General features: G+C 66.6%; 21 protein-coding genes. 11 read left to right on the forward strand and 10 right to left on the reverse strand.

The features are described from left to right. Window positions 1–419: 419 nt before the first annotated feature. From JMJ56_RS30065 to JMJ56_RS30100, 8 genes are all read right to left on the reverse strand, one after another. Entirely contained in the window at window positions 420–1,466 is a 1,047-nt protein-coding gene (locus tag JMJ56_RS30065) for a UDP-glucuronic acid decarboxylase family protein (RefSeq protein WP_202835438.1), read from the reverse strand. Then, on the reverse strand, window positions 1,463–2,590 hold the full coding sequence (locus tag JMJ56_RS30070) for a CgeB family protein (protein WP_236038863.1): 1,128 nt from the start codon (window positions 2,588–2,590) through the stop codon (window positions 1,463–1,465). Before JMJ56_RS30070 ends, JMJ56_RS30065 begins: the two co-directional genes overlap by 4 nt. Next, a complete protein-coding gene (locus JMJ56_RS30075) occupies window positions 2,587–3,681 on the reverse strand; it encodes a CgeB family protein (protein WP_202835439.1) in 1,095 nt (364 codons plus the stop codon). Before JMJ56_RS30075 ends, JMJ56_RS30070 begins: the two co-directional genes overlap by 4 nt. Continuing rightward, a complete protein-coding gene (locus JMJ56_RS30080) occupies window positions 3,678–4,688 on the reverse strand; it encodes a CgeB family protein (RefSeq protein WP_328702510.1) in 1,011 nt (336 codons plus the stop codon). Before JMJ56_RS30080 ends, JMJ56_RS30075 begins: the two co-directional genes overlap by 4 nt. A 101-nt stretch (window positions 4,689–4,789) precedes the next feature. Beyond that, entirely contained in the window at window positions 4,790–5,920 is a 1,131-nt protein-coding gene (locus tag JMJ56_RS30085) for a glycosyltransferase family 4 protein (protein WP_236038869.1), read from the reverse strand. Then, on the reverse strand, window positions 5,917–7,206 hold the full coding sequence (locus JMJ56_RS30090) for a TIGR04295 family B12-binding domain-containing radical SAM protein (RefSeq protein WP_202835442.1): 1,290 nt from the start codon (window positions 7,204–7,206) through the stop codon (window positions 5,917–5,919). Before JMJ56_RS30090 ends, JMJ56_RS30085 begins: the two co-directional genes overlap by 4 nt. Next, on the reverse strand, window positions 7,203–8,282 hold the full coding sequence (locus tag JMJ56_RS30095) for an NAD-dependent epimerase/dehydratase family protein (RefSeq protein WP_202835443.1): 1,080 nt from the start codon (window positions 8,280–8,282) through the stop codon (window positions 7,203–7,205). The genes JMJ56_RS30090 and JMJ56_RS30095 overlap by 4 nt, the downstream gene beginning before the upstream one ends. Then, entirely contained in the window at window positions 8,279–9,394 is a 1,116-nt protein-coding gene (locus tag JMJ56_RS30100) for an NAD-dependent epimerase/dehydratase family protein (RefSeq protein WP_202835444.1), read from the reverse strand. Before JMJ56_RS30100 ends, JMJ56_RS30095 begins: the two co-directional genes overlap by 4 nt. A 449-nt stretch (window positions 9,395–9,843) precedes the next feature. Between JMJ56_RS30100 and JMJ56_RS30105 the strand changes: the two genes are divergently transcribed. Genes JMJ56_RS30105 through JMJ56_RS35105 form a run of 11 tightly spaced genes read left to right on the forward strand, consistent with a single transcriptional unit; the run spans window position 9,844 to window position 18,389 of the window. Then, on the forward strand, window positions 9,844–10,806 hold the full coding sequence (locus JMJ56_RS30105; protein ID WP_236038873.1) for an inositol-3-phosphate synthase: 963 nt from the start codon (window positions 9,844–9,846) through the stop codon (window positions 10,804–10,806). A gap of 5 nt (window positions 10,807–10,811) precedes the next feature. Further along, window positions 10,812–11,411, forward strand: a complete 600-nt coding sequence (locus JMJ56_RS30110) for a histidine phosphatase family protein (protein ID WP_328702511.1) — start codon at window positions 10,812–10,814, stop codon at window positions 11,409–11,411. After that, complete coding sequence (locus JMJ56_RS30115) at window positions 11,408–12,172, forward strand: TIGR04290 family methyltransferase (protein WP_202835445.1); 765 nt, start codon at window positions 11,408–11,410, stop codon at window positions 12,170–12,172. The genes JMJ56_RS30110 and JMJ56_RS30115 overlap by 4 nt, the downstream gene beginning before the upstream one ends. After that, the gene (locus JMJ56_RS30120; protein WP_202835446.1) at window positions 12,169–13,056 is read left to right on the forward strand and encodes a glycoside hydrolase 5 family protein; all 888 of its coding nucleotides are present in this window, start codon (window positions 12,169–12,171) and stop codon (window positions 13,054–13,056) included. Before JMJ56_RS30115 ends, JMJ56_RS30120 begins: the two co-directional genes overlap by 4 nt. Further along, window positions 13,046–14,218: a DNA topoisomerase IB gene (locus tag JMJ56_RS30125; RefSeq protein ID WP_236038875.1), complete on the forward strand. Its 1,173-nt coding sequence runs from the start codon at window positions 13,046–13,048 to the stop codon at window positions 14,216–14,218. Before JMJ56_RS30120 ends, JMJ56_RS30125 begins: the two co-directional genes overlap by 11 nt. Window positions 14,219–14,255: 37 nt before the next feature. Continuing rightward, entirely contained in the window at window positions 14,256–15,341 is a 1,086-nt protein-coding gene (locus JMJ56_RS30130; RefSeq protein WP_202835447.1) for a CgeB family protein, read from the forward strand. Between the two features lie 2 nt (window positions 15,342–15,343). Further along, on the forward strand, window positions 15,344–16,183 hold the full coding sequence (locus JMJ56_RS30135) for a nucleotidyltransferase family protein (protein WP_202835448.1): 840 nt from the start codon (window positions 15,344–15,346) through the stop codon (window positions 16,181–16,183). 5 nt (window positions 16,184–16,188) lie between these two features. Continuing rightward, the gene (locus JMJ56_RS30140; protein WP_202835449.1) at window positions 16,189–16,524 is read left to right on the forward strand and encodes a hypothetical protein; all 336 of its coding nucleotides are present in this window, start codon (window positions 16,189–16,191) and stop codon (window positions 16,522–16,524) included. Further along, window positions 16,524–17,648, forward strand: coding sequence for a phosphopentomutase (locus tag JMJ56_RS30145; protein ID WP_202835450.1), 1,125 nt, complete (start codon window positions 16,524–16,526; stop codon window positions 17,646–17,648). The genes JMJ56_RS30140 and JMJ56_RS30145 overlap by 1 nt, the downstream gene beginning before the upstream one ends. Further along, entirely contained in the window at window positions 17,645–18,217 is a 573-nt protein-coding gene (locus JMJ56_RS35100; RefSeq protein WP_202835451.1) for a class I SAM-dependent methyltransferase, read from the forward strand. The genes JMJ56_RS30145 and JMJ56_RS35100 overlap by 4 nt, the downstream gene beginning before the upstream one ends. Window positions 18,218–18,227: 10 nt before the next feature. Further along, on the forward strand, window positions 18,228–18,389 hold the full coding sequence (locus JMJ56_RS35105; RefSeq protein WP_328702512.1) for a hypothetical protein: 162 nt from the start codon (window positions 18,228–18,230) through the stop codon (window positions 18,387–18,389). 235 nt (window positions 18,390–18,624) lie between these two features. Here JMJ56_RS35105 and JMJ56_RS30160 read toward each other — a convergent pair whose 3' ends face one another. Beyond that, on the reverse strand, window positions 18,625–19,542 hold the full coding sequence (locus JMJ56_RS30160) for a glycosyltransferase family 9 protein (RefSeq protein ID WP_202835453.1): 918 nt from the start codon (window positions 19,540–19,542) through the stop codon (window positions 18,625–18,627). A gap of 178 nt (window positions 19,543–19,720) precedes the next feature. Next, window positions 19,721–19,906, reverse strand: coding sequence for a hypothetical protein (locus tag JMJ56_RS30165; RefSeq protein ID WP_202835454.1), 186 nt, complete (start codon window positions 19,904–19,906; stop codon window positions 19,721–19,723). Between the last annotated feature and the right edge of the window lie 235 nt (window positions 19,907–20,141).

Consider the following 20,141-nt stretch of genomic DNA (forward strand, 5'->3'; position numbering starts at 1 on the left):
TCTGCCTCTGCTTGGGGATGTGGTGCCGGCGATCAGCATTGGCTTTGAACGGCACAGCGGTGTCCCTAGGGGTCCGAAGGCTCGCCCCTACACCAGCCTACTCAACCGCACCAAGCTGGGCCACCCATGCAACAAGATCGCATGGCTTTGCAAAAGGATGCAGATCACAGTCGCCGCAGTCTCGTCGAGACTACGGCTGCCGGATACAAGACGATCGTTGGCTCGAGGCTGCGTGCCTGCCTCTCGCCGACTCAGAAAGGCGAAGCCGCGCTCACCATCTAGATATTGAACTGGTCCTCGTCGCACGATCACGCTTCTTGTAGAAGAAGCTTCAAAATGAAGGACGCCAGCAAGCGCACCGCCCCGCCTCACACGGGCATCTGGTCCAGCATCTCGGCGCGAGGCCGCATGCGGCCCGGCTATGAGTTCATGCTCAAGCCATCGCCAGCCGCATGAAGACTCGTGGGAAGCTTGCTGACGTGCGCATTGACCACGGGAGTGTGCTGCTGTTCGGACGCAAACCACGCGATGGTAGATTTCAGTCCGGTGCTGAGTGGAATGCGTGGCGACCAGCCCAGAAGCTCGTTGGCGCGGGCGATACTGGGTCGGCGCCGGCGTGGATCATCCAGTGGCAAGGGACAGAACACCGTCGACGAGCGCGAACCTGTCAGGGCGATGACCTGCCCCACCAGTGTTGCAATCGTCAGCTCCGCAGGGTTGCCAAGATTGATCGGGCCGTCCAGGGGTGTCTCACACGCGCCAAGCCGCACCAACCCATCCACCAGATCCTCGGCGTAGCAGAAGGACCGGGTTTGCGTGCCGTCGCCATAGACAGTGATCGGATTATGGGCTAGCGCCTGGGTGATGGCATTGGAGACGATGCGGCCATCATCGGCTCGCATCCGCGGGCCGTAGGTGTTGAAGATCCGGGCGACGCGGACATCAACACGACCCATCCTGGCGTAGTCGAAGGTCAATGTCTCGGCGGCGCGCTTGCCCTCATCGTAGCATGCCCGTGGTCCGGTCGGGTTAACATTGCCCCAGTAGGTCTCGACCTGTGGATGGATCTCGGGATCACCGTAGATCTCGCTCGTCGATGCCAGGACGAACCGGGCTCGCGACGCCTCGGCTAGGCGGAGTAGGTTCCGCGTGCCGAGCACGCAGGTCAGCAGAGTGTGCTCCGGATCCGTCTGGTAGTGCGGCGGAGAGGCAGCGCATGCGAGGTTGAACACGGCGTCGATTTGAAGTCGGCCGAGGCACGCGGGCAGCGCATCGATAACATCCGCCTCAATCAGTTCAAAACGTGGCTCGCGCTGAAGATGCGCTAGGTTGCGCGCCCGTCCGGTGCGGAAATTGTCGACGCTTATGACGTCGACATTCTCCGACAGAAGAGCATCGCAAAGATGCGACCCGAGGAATCCCGCGCCGCCGGCGACGACGGCGATCTTGCGCCGCATCTTGCTCATAATGTCGCCCTCTCACCTGGGCCGCTGCCGGCCTGCTCCGGACTGGGCGAGTAGCCGCGCAGATAGGCTTCCAGTTCCGCAGCGCGATGGGCAGCAGTGTGATAGGAGCACACACGTTGCTGTACGGCGACGGCCAGTGCCAATCGGCGGGACTCTGGGACTTCCAGCAGCGTCTGCAGCACGTCCTCGGGTTGCCTCACGAGAATAATGTCCTTGTCCGGAACGAAAATCTCATCGATGCCGGCCCATATGTCGGAAAGGATGGGGGTTCCGCAGGCGCCGGCCTCGAACAACCGGACACTCGGGCTGTAGCCCGCTCGCACCATGTCATCGCGGGTGACGTTCAGCGTGAAGCGGCTCATGGCGTAGAATTCGGAATGCGCGCCCGGAGGCACATGCTCGAGCCGTTCCACATTGTCGGGCCAGCAGATGTCCCCCGGGTATTGCGGACCGGCGACGACGAACCGCAGCTGCGGCGCCCGTCGCGCCGCCTCGAGCAGCAAGTGCTCCAGCTTCGGTTGGCGGTCGGCACTGTAGGTGCCGAGATAGCTGAGATCCCAGCGATGCTGCAGCCCGAGCGGGCGGTAGGCTTCGGCATCCACAGAACAGTACAGCACCCGCGCGGCCGGCGAGCCGTACTGGCCCATCAAGCGTTCGAGCGTCGGTCCGCCGGTGAAGGAGAGGTACAGATCGTAGCCGGGGATCTGCCGGGCAGCTAGGTATTCCTCGTCGCCCCGCTCCAGCTTCGCCAGCGTCACCGGCGTGTCGATGTCGTAGAAGGCAGTGAGCCCCCGAGCGATACGCTGCACCAGCGCGCCGACGGCAACACCCTCCGGTACATAGGAGCCGACAATGACCGCATCGGCATCGGCGATGACCTCGCGCCAGCGGCCCAGCTCGGCGAGGTCGCGGTAGAATTCCAGGCGGCAGAAGCCTGGATCGCCGAGGTCGCGATGCGCGGCATACCACGGTACGTCGCGTTCGAGGAACAGTACGTCATGGCCGCGCGCAGCGAAGGCGTTCAGCAGGGCGCGGTAGGTGGTCGCATGGCCATTGCCCCAGGAGGAGGAGAGGCTGAGGCCGAGCACCACGACCCGCAAGGGCGGAGGAGCCAAAGGCGTCATGCGACCACCGGGGCACGCTTGCGGGAGGCTTCCTCGCGCAGCAGGGCATCTACCTGCGTGCCGCGTCGGGCATAGGTGTGCTCAGACAGGATGCGCGCGCGTGCCGCCTCTCCGATTGCGCGGGCCCTTGCAGGAGTCAGTTGCCGGACATGCTCGGTGACTTCTGCGCCATCGCGGGCGACCAGCACCTCCTCGCCTTCCCGGAGGAAGAGCTCGAGGCCGACCCAGGCATCAGTGATCAGGCAGGCGCCGGCGCCCGCCGCCTCGAAGACGCGGGTCGCCGGGGAGAAACCAACCGCTGCCATGCTGTCGCGGGCGATGTTCAGTACCGCGAGGCCGGAGGTGTTGAAGGCGTTGTGCTCGCGCGTGTAGACATGCCCGATATGCCGGACTTGCGGCGGCATATCCTTGGTCTCCCAACCATTGCCACCGATCAGGAAGCGCCGCTCCGGCAACATCGCGGCGGGGCGCAGGAAGAACTCCTCAACCCGCGCCTCACGGTCTGGCAGGCGGTTGCCAAGGAAGGACAGGTCGGCAGCGAAGCGCGGCTCGGCCGCCACCGGGTGATGGGTCTCCGGGTCGAGAGCATTGTAGACTGGCACGCAGCGGCGCGCGCCGAAACCCTCATAGGCCTCGACCACCGGCGGCCCACCGCCATAGGTCAGCACCAGGTCGAGCGCAGGCAATGTGCGGCGCAGGCAATGGTCCGGGTTGCCGCGCAGCTCGGCCAGGGTCGCCGGTGCGTCGACATCCCAGAAGATGCGGATGGCATGCGGCGCCGCCGCTGCCATCACGCCCTTGAGCAGCGCATCGTCAAACACCCCGACACCACTGGCCTTCACTACCACATCGGCCTGGCGCGCCTCGCCGATCACCTTGCGCAACGCCGCCTCGGTGGCCGGGTAGACGCGCACCATCGCCCACTCGGGCGGGTCGATGTCGCGGTGCTGTTGCCGGTCGAAGGCGTCGGGCTCGTAGAAGGTGATCTGGTGGCCGCGCCGGTACAGATCGCTGATCAGGCCACGATAATAGGTCGCAGCACCATTCCAGTAGGAGGACAGCAGGCTCGAGCCGTAGAACGCAATCTTCAAGAACTGGCCTCCATAGCCATAGGGACGTCCCGCAGCCTGCCGAGGATCGACAGCAGCTCCGCTGCCCGATGGGCGCAGGTGTGGCGGGCGCAGATGGCGCCCAGCCCGCTCGCGACCAGGCTGGCGCGCAGATCGGCATCATGGCGAATGGCAGTCAGGTGGCGCGCCATCGTCGCTCCGTCCTGCGCCACAAGGTAGTCCTTGCCCGGGTGGAAGAGCCCCTCCGTATCCTGCCAAGGCGAGCAGACAAGAGGGATCCCACAGGCCAGCGCCTCGAAGACCCGGATGGTCGGGATGCCGGGGAGGCGGTCGACATAGAAGCGCCGCGGAACATGAACCGTGGCAAGATGACGTGCGAACACCTCCGGCGCGCGTGCATTGGGCAACCAGCCCCGATACTGCGCATCATAGGCGGCAAGCGTCCTTAGCGCGTCGTCCGGGTAGCGCACGCCATGGATGTCGAGTGCCAGGGCGGCGACCTGCGCGGGTGCCAGCAGGAAATGCTCGAGCTCCTCGCTGCGCTCGTCGTCGCCCCAGTTGCCGATCCAGACCAGGCCCTCCCGTCTGGCTTCCTCGGCAGGCGGATGGAACAGCTGTGTGTCGGCGGCCTCATGCCAGACATGGACCCGATCACCCCAACCCCATTGCCGATAGACCGCGGCCAGCGTCTCGCCGAATGCAAGCACACCATCATAGCCGTCGAGGTCGAAATGCCGGAGCGCGTCGGGGTCGCTGACCGCTCGATGATGGGTATCGTGGAACAGCAGGACGAAGCGGCCGCCATTGCGCCGCATCCGGCCGAGCGCCGCGACCAGCCACGGCTCGTTCCATTCATGGACGACGATCAGGTCGGCACCATCGGCCGCTTCGGCCAGATCGGCCTCACTGTCAAAGGTGTAGGCCTGTAATTCAGGATAAGCCGCGCGGAAGGCGTCGAGGCCGGCCGGCCCATGGTCCCGCAGCAGGTTTTCCAGGCTCCAGGCTTGGGCCGGCTGCCAGGTCGCCACCTCATGGCCTCGCAACAGGAACTCCCGCAGCACGCCGCGGAGGAAATGCGCGTTGCCGTGGTTCCAGCAGGAATCCAGGGAATGGGTGAAGTAGACTAGCTTCACGCCGCGACGTCCTTTTGCATCAAGCCACATTGGCCGGCGAGAAGCCGGCGGTAAGCGTCCAGCATGGTGGTAGCCTGAGTCTCGACCGTGAATCGTTCTGCCCGTTCCCTTGCCGCAACGCCCGATGCAACCCTGCGTTCCCGATCCGCCGCGATATGCTGCACCGTGGCGGCGAGTGCGACGTCATCGCCGGGCTGCACAAACTCTGCAACCCCGTCCCACAGCTCGCGGAAGCCAGGAATGTCCGACAGGACCAGCGCGCACCCAGCCTGCGCCGCCTCCAGCACCGCCAGGCCGAAAGGCTCATATCGGGCCGGCGCGACGAAGATGGGACGTGTGTCCAGGAGGTGGGCGAGCGTGGTGTCCGAGAGCCGTCCGAGCAGCCGCAGATGCCGCAGCTCGACCTGGGCGCCATTCGGGCCACGCGTGTCGCCGGCGGCAAGAACCGGAATCGGCAGCCTGGCTGCCGCCCGGTCGAGCGTCGCCATGTCCTTGCCCTCGTCCCAGAGCCGGCCGGCCGTGAAGGCAGCATCCGCCGGTATGGGCTGCGCAGCGGCAGGGCGGGCCATCGCCCGCCGTCCATTGTAAATCACCAGCGGCGGTTGCTGCAGCCTGTAGGTCCGTGCTGTCGCGGTGGCGAAAGCCGCTGTCGGCGCGACTAGGAGCCTCGCCGCCGCATAAGCCTGGCCCGTCAGCTCGGCGCGCCAGCGGAAGTCGTCCGGCAATGGCCCGTCCCGGACCGCCTCCCACCAAGTCGCGACACAGGAATGGCAGGCAATGACGAGCGATGCCGGGAAGGCGGCGCAGGCGGCGGGCGCCGGCGTGTTGAGATGCACCAGATCCGCACCAATCTCCCTCGCCAATTCTGCCAAGGCTTGACCCGAGGCCGCGATCTCTGCCCTCGAGTTGGCGAGCCATTCGAGCGGCAGGCCCGTCTCCAGCAGCCGCAGCCCTGGCACTGCGGCCGCGGCCGCACGCTGGTCCGCCGTCGGTGCGGGACCGAGCACCGCGAGTGTGCTCTCCACACCATGCGGTGCCAAGCCTCGCAGCAGATCGACCGCATAAGACCACACGCCACCCACCGCATCCGCCGTCATCAGCAGCCGGATGCGGGGCGAGGAACTCATCGGCAACATGCAGCTTCGAGTTCGGGCAGCAGGGCCACCCGGTCGTCCTGGATATCGCTCAAGACGGAGAACTGGGCGAGGTAGTAGGTATGGGCTCGCTCCCATGCCTCGTCATCCGGAGCGCCCCAGAGGCGGTGATAGTCTGGCGAACTCGGGTAGGGGTAGAGCGGCACGGGATCGTTGGCCCAAACGCCGCCACGCCGCAGCGCCTCACGCCAGGCTGCGATCATGTCGGGATCGTCGCCCGGCGTCTTGATCAGGTTCGCCTGTACGAAAGGCACCCTGCGCTTCGCATGCAGCAGCCGCTCGGTGAGCTCCTCCGTCGACATCCGGCAGTTCTTGTCGAGCGCGGCCCGGCCCTCCGGCGTCAGACTTTCCACCCCGGCCTCGATCGAGACGCAGCCCGCCGCACCAAGGAGATCGAGCATCTCCGGCTTCCAGAGGTCGAGGCGGGTCTGGATACCGAATTGCAGGTTGCGGCCGACTAGGGCTTCCAGCAGGGCGCGCTGCGGCAGGAAGATCTCGTCGATGAAGTAGACATAGCCGACGCCCTGAGCGATCAGCCCGTCCAACTCGTCGAGCAATGGCGCCAGGGGGCGCCGCCTGTAGGCGTCGCGGAAGTCGATCTTGGCGCAGAAGGAGCAGGAATAGGGGCATCCGCGGGAGGCCTCGACCTCCGCGCCAGGCATCGCAGGCTGCGCGTCGAAGCGATGATGATGGTGGTGATGTCGTGCGATCCACGAATCCGGCCAACGCAGCGCAGGCAGCGTTACGAACGCACCGGCATGCGGCGCACCTGCGACCCGGATCTCGTCGCCTTCCCGGAAGGCGATGGCCGGCACCCGTGCGAGGTCGCCTTCGCCGGCAAGCCGGAGGATGATCTCCTCGCACTCGCCGCGGACTACCACGTCGACGCCGAGCTTACGCAGGGCGGCCGCTGGTGTTGCCGAGCCGTGGGGGCCGACCGCGACCGTGCGACCGCCCCGGCCGTCGAGGGCCAGAAGGAACTCCCGCGGGACGCGAAGCTCCGGCGGTGCGCACCGCCAGAACAGGTAGCTTGGCGCGGTGGTCACGACGGTCATGTCAGGTTGGAAGGCGACGACCTCGGCCACCGCTTCAGCCAAGGGCAAGGCGAAGAGATGCGCGTCCACCATCAAAACGACATGGCCGGCGGCTTCCAGCAGCGCCTTGCTATAGCCTAGCTCGAGTGGCAGATGCGGCTCGCGGCAGCCAAAATAGATGCTGCCATCGAAGCGCCAAGGCGGGTTGACCAGCGCGACCCTCATGGCAGGGCCTCCGCAGGATGCGACGGAGTGGCCGCAGCGGTTGGGCTGTGATTCTGCCCGCGCAGCCAGTCCGCCAGGGCGGCGAGGCCGTCCTGCCAGGGGGTCGGTGGACGCAGGCCGAGCGCCCGAGTCGCCAAGCGCGTGTCGGAGACGTAGTAGCGCTGGTCGCCCGCACGCCAGTCGCCGTGCTGCACCTGGACCGGCGAACCGAGCAGCGTGCCGATGTGCTGCAACACCTGCCGCAGGCTGACCGCATTGCTCGGGCCGCCGCCCAGGTTGAAGGCGCTGCCGCGCACCCGACCGATACTCCGCCAAGCCGCGACATAGGCACCGACGGCATCGTCGACGAACAGAATGTCACGCACTTGGCAGCCATCGCCGAAGACACTGACCGGCTTGCCTTGCAGGGCGCGGATCAGGAAATGCGCGACCCAGCCCTGGTCCTCGGTGCCCATCTGCCTAGGGCCGTAGATGCAGCTCATGCGGAAGACGGCGGTCGGGATGCCGAAGCTCCGTGCATAGTCCAGCACATACTGGTCCGCCGCACCCTTGGAGCAGCCATAGGGAGTGTGGAACTCGAGCGGCCGGTCCTCGCCGATGCCGTTCAGACGGATCTCCTGCGCTTCCGGCTGGTAGGCGTCGTCCTCAAGCCGCAACGCGAGATTGGCCAGGTTCCCGTAGACCTTGTTGGTGCTTGCAAAGACAAGCGGCAGATCCTCCCGGGCGCGCCGCACGGCTTCGAGCAGTAGGGTGGTTCCCTGCAGGTTGGTGCGGAAGTCCTCAGCGGGATCCTCAAGGCTGGTGGTGACCGCGACCTGCGCCGCGAGGTGGAACACCGCACCGGCCTCCCCGACCGCGCGGCCGAGCTCGCCGGCCTCGCAGATATCCGCAATGATCGGGATGATGCGGCCAGCGTGCCGGTCCCGCAGCCATTCGAGATTCGCCTGGACACCAGGGCGCCGCAACGCGTCATAGACCAGGACGCTGTGGCCTTCCCTCGCCAGACGGTCAGCCAGGTTGGCGCCGATGAACCCCGCGCCGCCGGTGATCAGGACCGGCCGACCTTTCGCCGTCACGCCACCAGCCCCCGCGCGGCGAGCTCATTCCTCGCATGGCTGACGCGATCTTCCGCCTGCTGCAGGGCGACCCATTCCGCCAGTTCGCTAAGCCCATTAACAAAGTCGCAGCGGGGCTCGAAGCCGAGCACGGTGCGTGCCAAGCCGAGATCCGGGATGCAGTGGCGGATGTCGCCGGCACGCGCCTTGCCGGTGATCTCGGGGGCCATGCCGTGCTTCCGCATCGCTCCGGCAAGAAGCTGCGCGACCTCCGCGACCGTGCGGTCGACGCCGCTGGCAATGTTGAACACGCCGCCCGCGGCGGCGGGATGCTCCAGCGCCAGGACGAAGGCCTGGGCCACGTCCTCGACATGCACGAAGTCGCGGCGCTGCGCGCCATCCTCGAAGATCATTGGCGGCTGGCCGTTGTGAAGGCGGGAGGCGAAGATCGCCAGTACGCCGGTATAGGGGTTCGATAACGCCTGTCCCGGACCATAGGCGTTCCAGAGCCTGAGTGCGACGCCTTGCATGCCGTAGGCAGGGGCGAGGGTGAGCGTCAGGCGTTCCTGCATGTATTTGGTGATCGCATAGACCGAGGCCAGCGCTGGCCGCTTGGTCTCCGGCGTCGGGCTCGGGATGAGCGGCCGCCCGGCTGAATCCAGCGGGTCCCAGGATGCCGTAGAACCCGTGCGCGGGACTCGGATGACATCCTCGTAGCAGCGGCCTTCCACATCCCGGTAGAGGCCCTCGCCATAGATGCTCATGGACGAGGCGACGACGACTCGGCGCACGGGCTTTTCAATCAGGCCCTGGAAGAGGACGGCAGTACCGTGGTCGTTCACCGACACGTAGCGATCGATAGCGTACATGCTCTGGCCAACGCCAACCTCGGCGGCGAGGTGGACCACGCTGTCCACACCCTGCAGCGCACGGGTAACCGCAGCAGCGTCGCGCACATCGCCGATCTGCAACTCGACGTCGGGGCCAAGAAGTTCTGGATCAGGCTGCTGACCGTGAACCTGCTCGATGAAGCTGTCCAGAATTCGAACATGGTGCCCACGCGCGAGAAGCGCCCGGGTGAGATGCCTACCAATGAAGCCGGCGCCGCCGGTAATGAGAACACGTTCCGACAACTGGGCGCCTCCGCATGATGAGTGTCGCCGGCTATGGCGGCAACGCCGCGATAGCTTGGCTGGTATGGCTTGCCGGGCGCAACCCGGTATTGTCACCCGCTCCGGTCATCGCCAGCGTTCTAAAGAGAGACAAACGCATCCTGATTCGATTCGTATCCGCGGCAGACTCGGTGTTCACCCGGATTTGTTGTGAGGCAAGTTTATAACGGTGGCGCCGATCGTGCTGTTGCGCGTTCGGTCCGTGCTCATTGCCGCGGCTATATGGTTGCGTGCCACCCGATCGCGGCTTTACGCCTAGGCATAAGCAGCGACGTGTCATAAGGAGATCGACCTTGGGCTCCAGATCAGTGCGGATTGGCTTGGTCGGTGTCGGCAATTGTGCGTCATCCTTCGTTCAAGGATTAGCTTATTATAACGATTCCGGAGCGGATGGTGCTGTCCCCGGGCTGATGACGCAGGAAATCGGCGGCTACCGTGTCGCTGACATCGTCATTGCCTCAGCCTTCGACATCGCCGCTGCCAAGGTTGGGCGCGACGTGGCAGAGGCCATTTTCGCCTCGCCCAACAACACGGTCCGATTCGCAGCGCCTCCACTCACGGGCGTAATGGTAGAGCGCGGCAGGACCGCTGATGGTCTCGGGCGGTATCTACGCGATGAACTGCAAGAATCCGATGAGCCGGAGGCGGATGTGGCGGAGACGCTGCGCCGCACCGGGACTGAGGTGCTGGTGTCGTACTTGCCGGTGGGTTCGCAGCAGGCGACCGAGTGGTATGCTGAGCAGGCCCTCAAGGCTGGTTGTGCCTTCGTGAACTGCATCCCGGTCTTCATAGCATCCAATCGCGACTGGCGCGAGCGGTTCGAGGCGCGGCGGTTGCCGCTGATCGGCGACGATATTAAGAGCCAGGTCGGCGCCACGATTGTGCACCGGGTATTGACCAACCTGTTCCGTGAGCGTGGCATTCAGCTAGACCGCACCTATCAATTGAATTTCGGTGGCAACTCCGACTTCCTGAATATGCTAGAGCGGGAGCGTCTCGTTTCCAAAAAAATATCGAAGACTCAATCAGTCATCAGCCAAATGGATGTGGCGCTACCCGACGGTGACGTTCATGTCGGACCGAGTGACTTCGTGCCGTGGTTGGGTGATCGTAAATTCGCCCATATTCGCATGGAGGGTACCGGCTTCGGTGGCGTGCCCCTGAACCTGGAGCTCAAGCTGGAGGTCTGGGACTCGCCCAATTCGGCAGGCATCGTCATCGACGCAGTCCGCTGCGCCAAGCTTGCCCTGGATCGCGGCGTCGGCGGCGCGCTGGTCGGCCCTGCGAGCTACTTCATGAAGTCGCCACCACAGCAGTTCGCCGATGGCGAAGCCCGGGAAAGGACGCTCCGCTTCATCGCCGGCGAGGGCTGAGGCGGGTGGCGACCACGATCTTCCTGGTCCGCCACGCAGAACACGAGCTGCTCGGCCGCGTGCTGTGCGGCAGAATGCCGGGCGTCTCGCTCGGCGATGCCGGCCAGCAGCAGGCATTGCGCCTCGGCCGCCGGCTGCAGCAGAAGGGTTTGGCGGCGCTCTACACGAGCCCGCTCGCCCGGGCACGGGAAACGGCGGCGGTAGTTGGCCAGCAATGTGGGCTAGCGGCGGACATCGCCACGGAGTTCAACGAGATCGATTTCGGGCGTTGGACCGGCGCATCCTTCGACCGGCTAGACCCAGATCCGATTTGGCAGAGGTGGAATGCCGAGCGCAGCAGCGTACGGCCGCCGGACGGCGAATCGATGGCTGAGGCCCAGGCCCGGGCTGTGGCGGGCGTACGGCGAATCGAAGCCCGGCATCCCAAGGCGTCCGTTGCAATCGTCAGCCATGCCGATGTCATCAAGTCGGTCCTGGCTTGGTGCCTCAGCCTGTCGATGGACTTCCATGCGCGATTCGAGATTGGCCCCGCCTCTGTCAGCGCGATGGCGATGTGGGGCACGGGAGCGAAGGTGCTTTGGATGAATGAGGCCGTAACATCATGACTGCCATTCTCGATACCGACGAGATCCGACGCCGGGCGACGGCGCTTGGCCAATGGTTCCACAACATCAATCTCCGTGGCGTGCCGACGGCGCCAGATCATTTCCTGGGGGACTACCCCGCGATCAAATGGCGCGGCTTCGCCGAGGCCATCCCGCAGGATCTCACCGGCCGAAGCGTGCTCGATATCGGTTGCAACGGCGGGTTCTACTCGCTCGAGATGAAGCGGCGCGGCGCGTCGCGGGTGCTTGGTATCGATTCCGACGAGGGCTACCTTGCCCAGGCACGCTTCGCCGCGGAGGTATCGGGGCTCGACATCGAGTTCCGCAAGCTCTCGGTCTATGATGTTGGGACGCTAGGCGAGAAATTCGACCTGGTGCTGTTCATGGGTGTGCTCTACCACCTGCGGCATCCGCTGCTGGCGCTCGACCTGATCCACGAGCATGTCGCCCGCGACTGCCTGGTGTTCCAGTCGATGCAGCGCGGGGCCGGCACGGCCGCGCCGGTGCAGGAGGACTACGACTTCTGGGACACGGCAGAATTCGACCGGCCCGACTGGCCCAAGCTTCATTTCATCGAGCACCGCTACGCGCATGACGAGACCAACTGGTGGGTACCGAACCGTGCCTGCGTCGAGGCCATGTTGCGCAGTGCCGGCTTCGCCGTTACCGCCCATCCGGAGCTGGAGGTTTATATCTGCCGGCGTGTCGCCGCGCCGGCCGGTGCCGAAGCTGCCTACCCTGCCAGGGAGCGCCGGGAATGATCGAAGCGGCGATGATCTGGAACGAGCCCAACAACAAGTCCCATTGGGATCCGGAACTCGATCCTGATTGGAGGCTGTTCGCCGGGATGACGAAATCCGCTTGCCAGGCGATCCGATTGGTGCATCCGACCTTGCCGCGCGTGCTCGGCGGCATCTCGCCCATCGATCCGAGCTTCATCGAGAATCTGAGTGGCAAGGGCGTGCTCGAGCACCTCGACGTGGTCGCGGTGCATGGCTTCCCGCTGGACTGGAACCTCTGGCAGATTGGGGAATGGCCGGCTAAGATCGAGGAGATCCGGGCCGTCACCAGCCTGCCGATCTGGGTTTCCGAGGTCGGCGTGTCCTCCTTCGGGGCGGAGGAGGTCCAGGCCTGGGGGCTGAAGCGCACGGCCGAGCTGCTGGTCGGCCAAACCCCGCGTATCCACTGGTACAGCCTGTATGACCTGCCGCGGGCCTGGGGCGCCACAACCCGGCACCGCGAGGCGGAGGGGTCTTCCTACTACCGGCATTTCTACATGGGGCTGCTGCGGGAAGACGGTACGCCGAAGCCGGCGCTCGAGGAGTTCGGCTATCACACGCCGGCCGTTGGCCTCTGCCAGTGGTTCCATTTCGAGGATCCTCGGCTGGACGACGCGGTTGCCTGGATGCGGCGGCTGGGCGTCAGGTACCTGCGGACCGGCCTGTCCTGGGCCGACAGCTTCCGGCCGAACGCGCTGGCCTGGTTCGACCGGCAGATGGAGGCGCTTGCGGAGTTCGACGTGACGGTCACCTTCTGCTTCACGCCGGAGCATCGCGGGATCGCGCCGCACCATACTAGTCCGCCTTTGGTCGAGGCGGAATTCGCGGAATTCTGCGCCAGCATGATCCAGCGCTATGCACGCTAAGGCGACCGCGGAACCGTGCGGCGCGGGAAGGGTTGTTATCCTGTCGGCCGTCCGGCCCGAGGCGTTCATCATGGCCAAGGATAGTGCCTCTTTAGCGGAGGAGGAGAATCGTATCGCAGCGCGGGAAGCAGCGCTGCGTTATGTCTCGGACGAGGCGCCGGGCATCGGTCGACGGCGCATCGGCAAAGGGTTCAGCTACCGCGCCCCGAAGGGCGGCGCAGTGCGCGATCTCAAAACTCTCCAGCGCATCCGGTCCCTGGCGATCCCGCCAGCCTGGACCCAGGTCTGGATATGTCCGCATGCTGACGGCCATATCCAGGCAATGGGGCGTGACGAGAAGGGGCGGAAGCAGTACCGCTACCATCCCCGCTGGCGCGAGGCACGGGACGCCGCGAAGTTCACCCATATGGTGGAGTTCGCCCATGCCCTGCCGCGCATCCGTGCCCGGGTGGAGGCTGACCTGCGCCTCACCGGGCTGCCACGCGAGAAGGTGCTGGCGACCGTGGTCCGGCTGCTGGAGACAACCCTGATCCGCGTCGGCAATGACGACTACGCGAAGCAGAACCAGAGTTATGGCCTGACCACCCTGCATGAGGACCATGTCGAGGTTGAGCGTGGCCGGCTGCGCTTTTCCTTCAAGGGCAAGAGCGGCAAGACCTGGAACCTGCAGGTCTCGGACCGCCGCATCGCTCGCATTGTTCGCGAATGCCAGGACCTGCCCGGGCAGGAATTGTTCCACTATGTCGATGCCGACGGCTCCGTCCGCAGTATCGATTCCGGAGACGTCAACGACTACCTGCGGGAAGCTGCGGGGTGCGAAGTCACCGCGAAGGATTTCCGCACCTGGGCGGGCACTGTCCTCGCCGCCCTCGCGCTACAGGAATTCGAGAAGTTTGACACCCATGCCGCGGCGAAGCGCAATGTGAAGCGCGCCATTGAGAATGTGGCGAGCCGGCTCGGCAACACGCCGACGATCTGCCGCAAATGCTACGTACATCCCGGCGTACTCGATCACTATCTCAGCGGCAGCTTGGTGCTGCAGATCAAGGCTGAGGTCCAGACAGAGCTGCGCGACGAGGTATCCTGCCTCAAGCCCGAAGAGACGGCGGTGCTTGGTCTTTTGATCGGTCGTCTAGAGCATGAGGAGCGACGCGCCGCATGAGGCGCAATGGCTGCCATCACGGTCGGATACCGGCCTGATGCGGTTTGTCGTCTTCGGCCTGACCATCACATCTTCCTGGGGCAATGGCCATGCGACCCTGTGGCGAGCCCTGTGCCGCGCCTTGGTGCGGCGTGGCCATAGCGTTGTCTTCTTCGAGCGCGACCTGCCCTATTACGCCGAGCACCGCGACCTACGCGGCATGCCGGGCGTCGAGCCGGTACTCTATGCCGATTGGGGTGAGGTCCGGCAGCGGGCGGCGCAGGCGGTGGCGGCGGGCGATGTGGCCATCGTCACCTCCTTTTGTCCCGACGGAGTCGTGGCATCCGACCTTGTACTCGGCTCCGACGCGCCGGCGCGGGTGTTCTACGACCTCGATACGCCGGTGACGCTCGACCGGATGGCGGCCGGCGACTGGCCGGACTACCTGCCGCGGCAGGGGCTCGATGGGTTCGACCTGGTGCTGAGCTATACCGGTGGCGAGGCGCTGGTGCGGCTGCAGACGCAACTCGGTGCGCGCCGTGTCGCCCCGCTCTATGGCAGCGTGGATCCGGACGCTCATCGGCCGGTTGCGGCGGTGGGGGGCTACCAGGCCGATCTCTCCTATCTCGGCACCTATGCGGCGGACCGGCAGGAGGCGTTGGAACGCCTTTTCGTGGAGCCGGCGCGGCGGCTGTCCGATCGCCGCTTCATCATCGGCGGCGCGCTCTACCCGCCGGATTTCCCTTGGGCGCAGAACATCTTCTTCGTCCGCCACATGCCCCCGCCGGAGCATCCGGCCTTCTTCTCCTCCTCGCGCCTGACGCTGAACATAACCCGCCGGGCGATGGCGGCGATGGGCTGGTGCCCTTCCGGCCGGCTGTTCGAGGCCGCGGCCTGCGGCGCGCCGATCCTGACGGATTGGTGGGAAGGTTTTGACGCCTTCTATGCGCCGGGTGCGGAGGTGTTCGTCGCAGGGTCGACCGTGGACTGCCTGGCGACGCTTGGCCTGAGCGATGCGGAGCTTCGCCACGCTGCCAAGCGGGCGCGGGAACGCACCCTTGAGGAACACACCTCCGACCGGCGGGCCCTCGATCTCGAGGCCGCGCTGGAGAGCATCAACTCGCCAATGGCGACAGGAGGCTGAGCATGTGGGGCATTATCCCGGCCGCAGGCATCGGGAGCCGCATCCAGCCGTTGGCCTTCTCGAAGGAGTTGCTGCCCATTGGCAGCCGGATCGAGGACGGGGTCGAACGGCCGCGGGCCGTCAGCGAGCATCTGATCGAGCGCATGATTGCCGCCGGCGTCGACAAGATCTGCTTCGTCATCGCCCCAGGCAAAAGTGACATCATCAACTACTACGGGGCGCGGATAGGCAACGCCAGCATCGCCTATGTGGTCCAGCAGGAGCCAAGCGGGCTCTGCGACGCCATCTTCTGCGCCCTGCCGCTGATCGGGCCGGAGGAGCCCGTGGTGGTCGGGCTGCCCGATACGATCTGGTTCCCGGAAGCGGCGCTGGCGCCCCTGCCGGCTGACCGCTTCTCCTTCCTGCTCTTCCCGGTGGAGCAGCCGGAGCTGTTCGACGCCGTGGTGACGGACGAGGTGGGCCGCGTCCTGGAGATCGAGGTGAAGCGGGCTGGCGCGCGGAGCCGCTGGGTCTGGGGCGCCTTCAAAATGCCGGGCCGCGTGCTGCACGAGTTGCACGCGCTGTGGCGTCGGCCGGAGCGCAACGACGAGTATATCGGAACACTGGTCAATGCCTGGCTGGCGGTCGGTGGCACCGCCCATGGCGTCCGCACGGGCGAGGTCTATGTGGATGTCGGCACGCTGCACGGCTACCGCGAAGCGGTCGCGCTGCTGGCCGGGCGGCCGGCGCAGGCGAATTCGCCGGTGGTGCCCTTCCGGGTGCTGCAGCAGCGCGGCGTGCTCAATGCAGCAGCGAAGCGGCCGGACCAGTCAATGATCACCGGGGCGCTGGCGGGGGATTAGCCGCTGTGCCGGACTTCCTGGCTTGGCAGTCCTCCGGCGGCAACCTCACCGACTGGCGCCTGCTGGGCGTCGCGGCGGGCGCGCGGGTCTCCAGCGAGCCCCTGCAGGACTTGCAGGCGCATCGGGGGTGGGCTGTGGCGCTCGGCGATCTGCACTGGGAGATCGCGGACCGCGAGATCCTCAGATCGAGCTTCGCGGCGCTGCTGCGGCTGCACGCCGCCCGCTGTCGCCTGCGCGATGAAGGCGGCGTCCTGCGGGCGCGCGAAACCGACAGGCATTTCTGGAGCGTCAAAGACTGCCCGCCCTTCCGCCGGCGCCTCACCTTACGGAGCGGCGACTGATGCGGTGCCTGCTGATCGTGCTCGACAGCGTCGGCGTGGGTCATACGCCCGATGCCGCGGATTACGGCGATGCCGGCGCCAACACGCTCGGCCATCTCTTTGCCACGACCGGCCTGCGGCTGCCGGCGCTCTGGTCGCTCGGCCTCGGGCGCATCATAGGCACCGATCGCGCGCCGGCCGCGGCGAGCTGGGGCCGGATGCGGCCACGCTCCGCTGGGAAAGACAGCACCACCGGGCATTGGGAGATCGCCGGCGTGGAGCTGGCGCAGCCCTTCGCGGTGTTCGAGCATTTCCCGCCCGAGCTTGTGCAGGCGATCGAGGCCGAGGCAAATGTCCATTTCCTCGGCAACCTGCCGGCGAGCGGGACGCAGATCATTGCGGAACTCGGCGGGGAGCATTGCCGCACGAGGCGGCCCATCCTCTACACCTCCGCCGATTCGGTGCTGCAGATCGCGGCGCATGAAATCGTGGTGCCGGTGGAGCGGCTGATGGAGATCTGCACCATCGCCCGTCGCCACGCCGACCGCTGGCGCATTGGCCGGGTGATCGCACGACCCTTTATCGGACAGGAGGGCGACTTCCACCGCACCCCGCGGCGGCACGACTTCGCCATGCGGCCGCCGCCGACGATCCTCGATGCCCTGGCCGGGGCCGGCCTGCCGGTGAGAGCGGTCGGCAAAATCGCCGATCTCTTCGCCGGCCAGGGGATCACCGAATCCTGGCCGACCGCCTCCAATGCCGATGGCATGCGGCGGATCGAGGCCGTGTGGAAAGCAACGCGGGAGGGGCTGGTTTTCGCCAACCTGGTGGATTTCGACACGGAGTACGGCCATCGGCGCGACGCGCCGGGCTATGCGCGGGCGCTGGAGGAGTTCGACCGCTGGCTGGCCGGCTTCCTCCCGGCCTGCATCGTGCAGGACCTGCTGATCATCACGGCCGACCATGGCAACGACCCGACCTTCCGCGGCACCGACCACACGCGGGAGGAGGTGCCGCTGATCCTCCGCCAGGCCGGGCGCTCGTCGCCGCTCGGCACAAGCGACGGCTTCGCCGACGTGGCCGCAACGATCGCGGCGTATTTCGGCATCGGCCCCTGGCCGATCGGACGTTCGCTTCTGCCATGATGGCGGATGGCCCGGTGCTGGAGGCCTATCTGTCGGGCGCGATCTCGGCGCCGGTCGCGCTGATGCGCCTGCTGCTCCCTGGAACCCCGCCGGCGGCGCTGGAGCGGCAGGCGGCCGCGGCGCCGGATGCCGCGGCGGGCGAGCGGCTGCGGCGGCTCCTGGATCTGGCGCGGCAGCACCGGGACGGGCTTGGGTTGCTCGAACGCATGGTGCAGGCTGGCGCGGCGCATGGCGACGAGGCGAATCCGGCTGCGGCCATCGCCGCCAGCCGGGCGATGTTCGACCGTCTCGTTGCCATCAGCCCGGAGGCGAGCGTCGCCGCCTATACTCTCGGCGATGCCGGGCTGCTGCGGGCGGCGACCGATGAGTTGGTGGGCTGGCTGGAGCGCCAGGACCTGCTCTCGGGGCTACTCGACCTCGGCTGCGGCATCGGCCGGCTTGCCGCGGCGCTGGCACCGCAAGCCGCCAAGGTGACGGGGCTGGATGTCTCGCCCGGGATGATCGCGGCAGCGCGGCAGCGTTGCGGGGGCTACGGCAACCTGCGCTTCGCGGTCAGCTCTGGCTCATGACTTGGCTGGGGTGGCCGATGTCTCCTGCGACCTCGTGCTGGCGGTGGACGTGTTCCCGTTTCTGGTGGCCGGTGGCATGGCGCTGGCCGCCCGGCATGTCGCGGAAGCGGGGCGGGTGCTGCGCAGCGGTGGCAGCCTGGTGATCCTCAATTTTAGAGCAGGTTCGGGTTAGTCAGACCCATATCCGGCGACCAGCGGCCGCAAGATAGTTGGCCAAACAACCTTTCCCGACACAAGCGAGGCTTGGCTGAACCCGTCAAACCTGGAAATGCTCTAGCTACCGCGAGGATGCAGCGGACCGGCGGGATGTCGCGGTGCTGGCGGCGCAGGCCGGCTTCGCCGTGATGCGGAACGGGACCCGTGAGCTGGCGCTGTGGGACGGCGCCGCCTACTGGCTGCGCCAGGCTTCAAGTTGCACCGGATAACCCGCGCGCCCCCGCAAGGGTGCGGAGTTCAGCCACCACGCGGGCGATCACCTCACCCCAGGCGCCGGGACGCCTCTGCCGGAAGAGCCGCATGCTCGGGTACCACGGGCTGTCCTCGCGCTCCTCCATCCAGCGCCAGTCGGCATCGCTGGCGAGCAGCGTCCAGACGGGAAGGCCGAGCGCACCGGCCAGGTGGGCCGGCATGGAGTCGATGCTGATGACCAGATCGAGGCCGCGCATCACCGACGCCGCCTCGAGTATGTCATCGGATCCGGAGAGGATACCGAAGCCGGGCGGCCGCTCCTCCAGCGCAGAGCCACGCTGGAGGATGTGCAGCGCGACACCGGGGACGGCCCGGAGCGGCTCGAGTAAGCCGAAGGGCACGGAGCGGCGCTCGTAATCCCAGTCGCCGGACCGCCAGACCAGCCCCACCGCAAAATCAAGGCGTGTCTGGCCGGTGCCTGCGCGCATGTCCCGGCGGGGTGGGTGCAGGTACGGGACCTGGGCGGGGAGAGTGCTGATTGTGGTGCGGAGGACATGGGGCAGTTCCATCACCTCCACATCGACGTCGTAGGTGACCTCCGGAGTGCCGTCATGCAGCGGGAGAAGGCGTCCGACCGCTGGCATCGTGCGGAGCAGCGGGATGAGCGCCGGCTGCGCCCAGACCGTCAGCTCGGATGCACGGGCCTGGACGAGGGGCGCGAGGCGGATGAACTGAATGGTGTCGCCAAGGCCGTGATAGCAGCGGAGGAGGACTTGCCGCCCGTCCAGCGGCGTGCCGTCCCAAACAGCCTGCAGGTGGCGTGGGAGGCTCCAGTCCCGCACCCCGAAGCGGGCGCGGAGCACCTCGTCACTGATGCTCCAGGCCTCCCTCCAGTCGCCGCGGCGCATATGGCGCATCCACAGGACTCCCGGATCACTGCTTACCGCTGACACGATCCACCCTGTTGCTCCCGCCGCGCGGCTGCGAGCATTTCGCACCGAACTGGCGGCGCAACGCACCCTCTGGCCAGCGGTTCCGCGCAACCTGGTGCGGCATGGCGCCGCGCAGGCTGTGCTGAGGCCTGCTGTGGCAGGATCAGAAATCCTCCTGGATTTTTGGGTTCAGTGAGAGCGGGATCGGTGGTTCCTGAGCCATCGGGATGCATCCCGCCGCAACCGGGCCGCCGGTGGCCAAGCGATCGATAGCCTCGATGGGCGGGAATGGTGCGAGGTTGCCGCGAGCGAATCCGGCCGGGTGGAGCAGATTGGAAAGGAATGACATGGCGGCCTCTGGGACCAAGCACACCACACCCCCCCGCCTCGATGCTGCGGGCCTTTCTCGACAGCTCGGCTGCGGGCGGCCTGGCGCTGATGGCGTCGGCCGCGCTGGCCCTCGCCATCGTCAACTCGCCGCTGGCACCAACCTACTTCGCCGCCCTGCAGCGATCTTGTTGCATGGGTGGCCCAGCTTGGTGCGGTTGAGTAGGCTGGTGTAGGGGCGAGCCCTCGGACCCCTA

This window comes from Belnapia arida, from assembly GCF_016773205.1.
Taxonomy (GTDB): domain Bacteria; phylum Pseudomonadota; class Alphaproteobacteria; order Acetobacterales; family Acetobacteraceae; genus Belnapia; species Belnapia arida.

What these genes read in the sequence shown, in the direction of transcription:
- JMJ56_RS30125 (WP_236038875.1), top strand. Translation starts at nt 13,046, where the DNA reads ATGCACGCTAAGGCGACCGCGGAACCGTGCGGCGCGGGAAGGGTTGTT.
- JMJ56_RS30065 (WP_202835438.1), bottom strand. Translation starts at nt 1,466, where the DNA reads ATGAGCAAGATGCGGCGCAAGATCGCCGTCGTCGCCGGCGGCGCGGGA.
- JMJ56_RS30085 (WP_236038869.1), bottom strand. Translation starts at nt 5,920, where the DNA reads ATGAGTTCCTCGCCCCGCATCCGGCTGCTGATGACGGCGGATGCGGTG.
- JMJ56_RS30165 (WP_202835454.1), bottom strand. Translation starts at nt 19,906, where the DNA reads ATGTCATTCCTTTCCAATCTGCTCCACCCGGCCGGATTCGCTCGCGGC.
- JMJ56_RS30120 (WP_202835446.1), top strand. Translation starts at nt 12,169, where the DNA reads ATGATCGAAGCGGCGATGATCTGGAACGAGCCCAACAACAAGTCCCAT.
- JMJ56_RS30130 (WP_202835447.1), top strand. Translation starts at nt 14,256, where the DNA reads ATGCGGTTTGTCGTCTTCGGCCTGACCATCACATCTTCCTGGGGCAAT.
- JMJ56_RS30105 (WP_236038873.1), top strand. Translation starts at nt 9,844, where the DNA reads ATGACGCAGGAAATCGGCGGCTACCGTGTCGCTGACATCGTCATTGCC.
- JMJ56_RS30115 (WP_202835445.1), top strand. Translation starts at nt 11,408, where the DNA reads ATGACTGCCATTCTCGATACCGACGAGATCCGACGCCGGGCGACGGCG.
- JMJ56_RS30145 (WP_202835450.1), top strand. Translation starts at nt 16,524, where the DNA reads ATGCGGTGCCTGCTGATCGTGCTCGACAGCGTCGGCGTGGGTCATACG.
- JMJ56_RS30160 (WP_202835453.1), bottom strand. Translation starts at nt 19,542, where the DNA reads ATGCGCCATATGCGCCGCGGCGACTGGAGGGAGGCCTGGAGCATCAGT.
- JMJ56_RS30070 (WP_236038863.1), bottom strand. Translation starts at nt 2,590, where the DNA reads ATGACGCCTTTGGCTCCTCCGCCCTTGCGGGTCGTGGTGCTCGGCCTC.
- JMJ56_RS35100 (WP_202835451.1), top strand. Translation starts at nt 17,645, where the DNA reads ATGATGGCGGATGGCCCGGTGCTGGAGGCCTATCTGTCGGGCGCGATC.
- JMJ56_RS30090 (WP_202835442.1), bottom strand. Translation starts at nt 7,206, where the DNA reads ATGAGGGTCGCGCTGGTCAACCCGCCTTGGCGCTTCGATGGCAGCATC.
- JMJ56_RS30135 (WP_202835448.1), top strand. Translation starts at nt 15,344, where the DNA reads ATGTGGGGCATTATCCCGGCCGCAGGCATCGGGAGCCGCATCCAGCCG.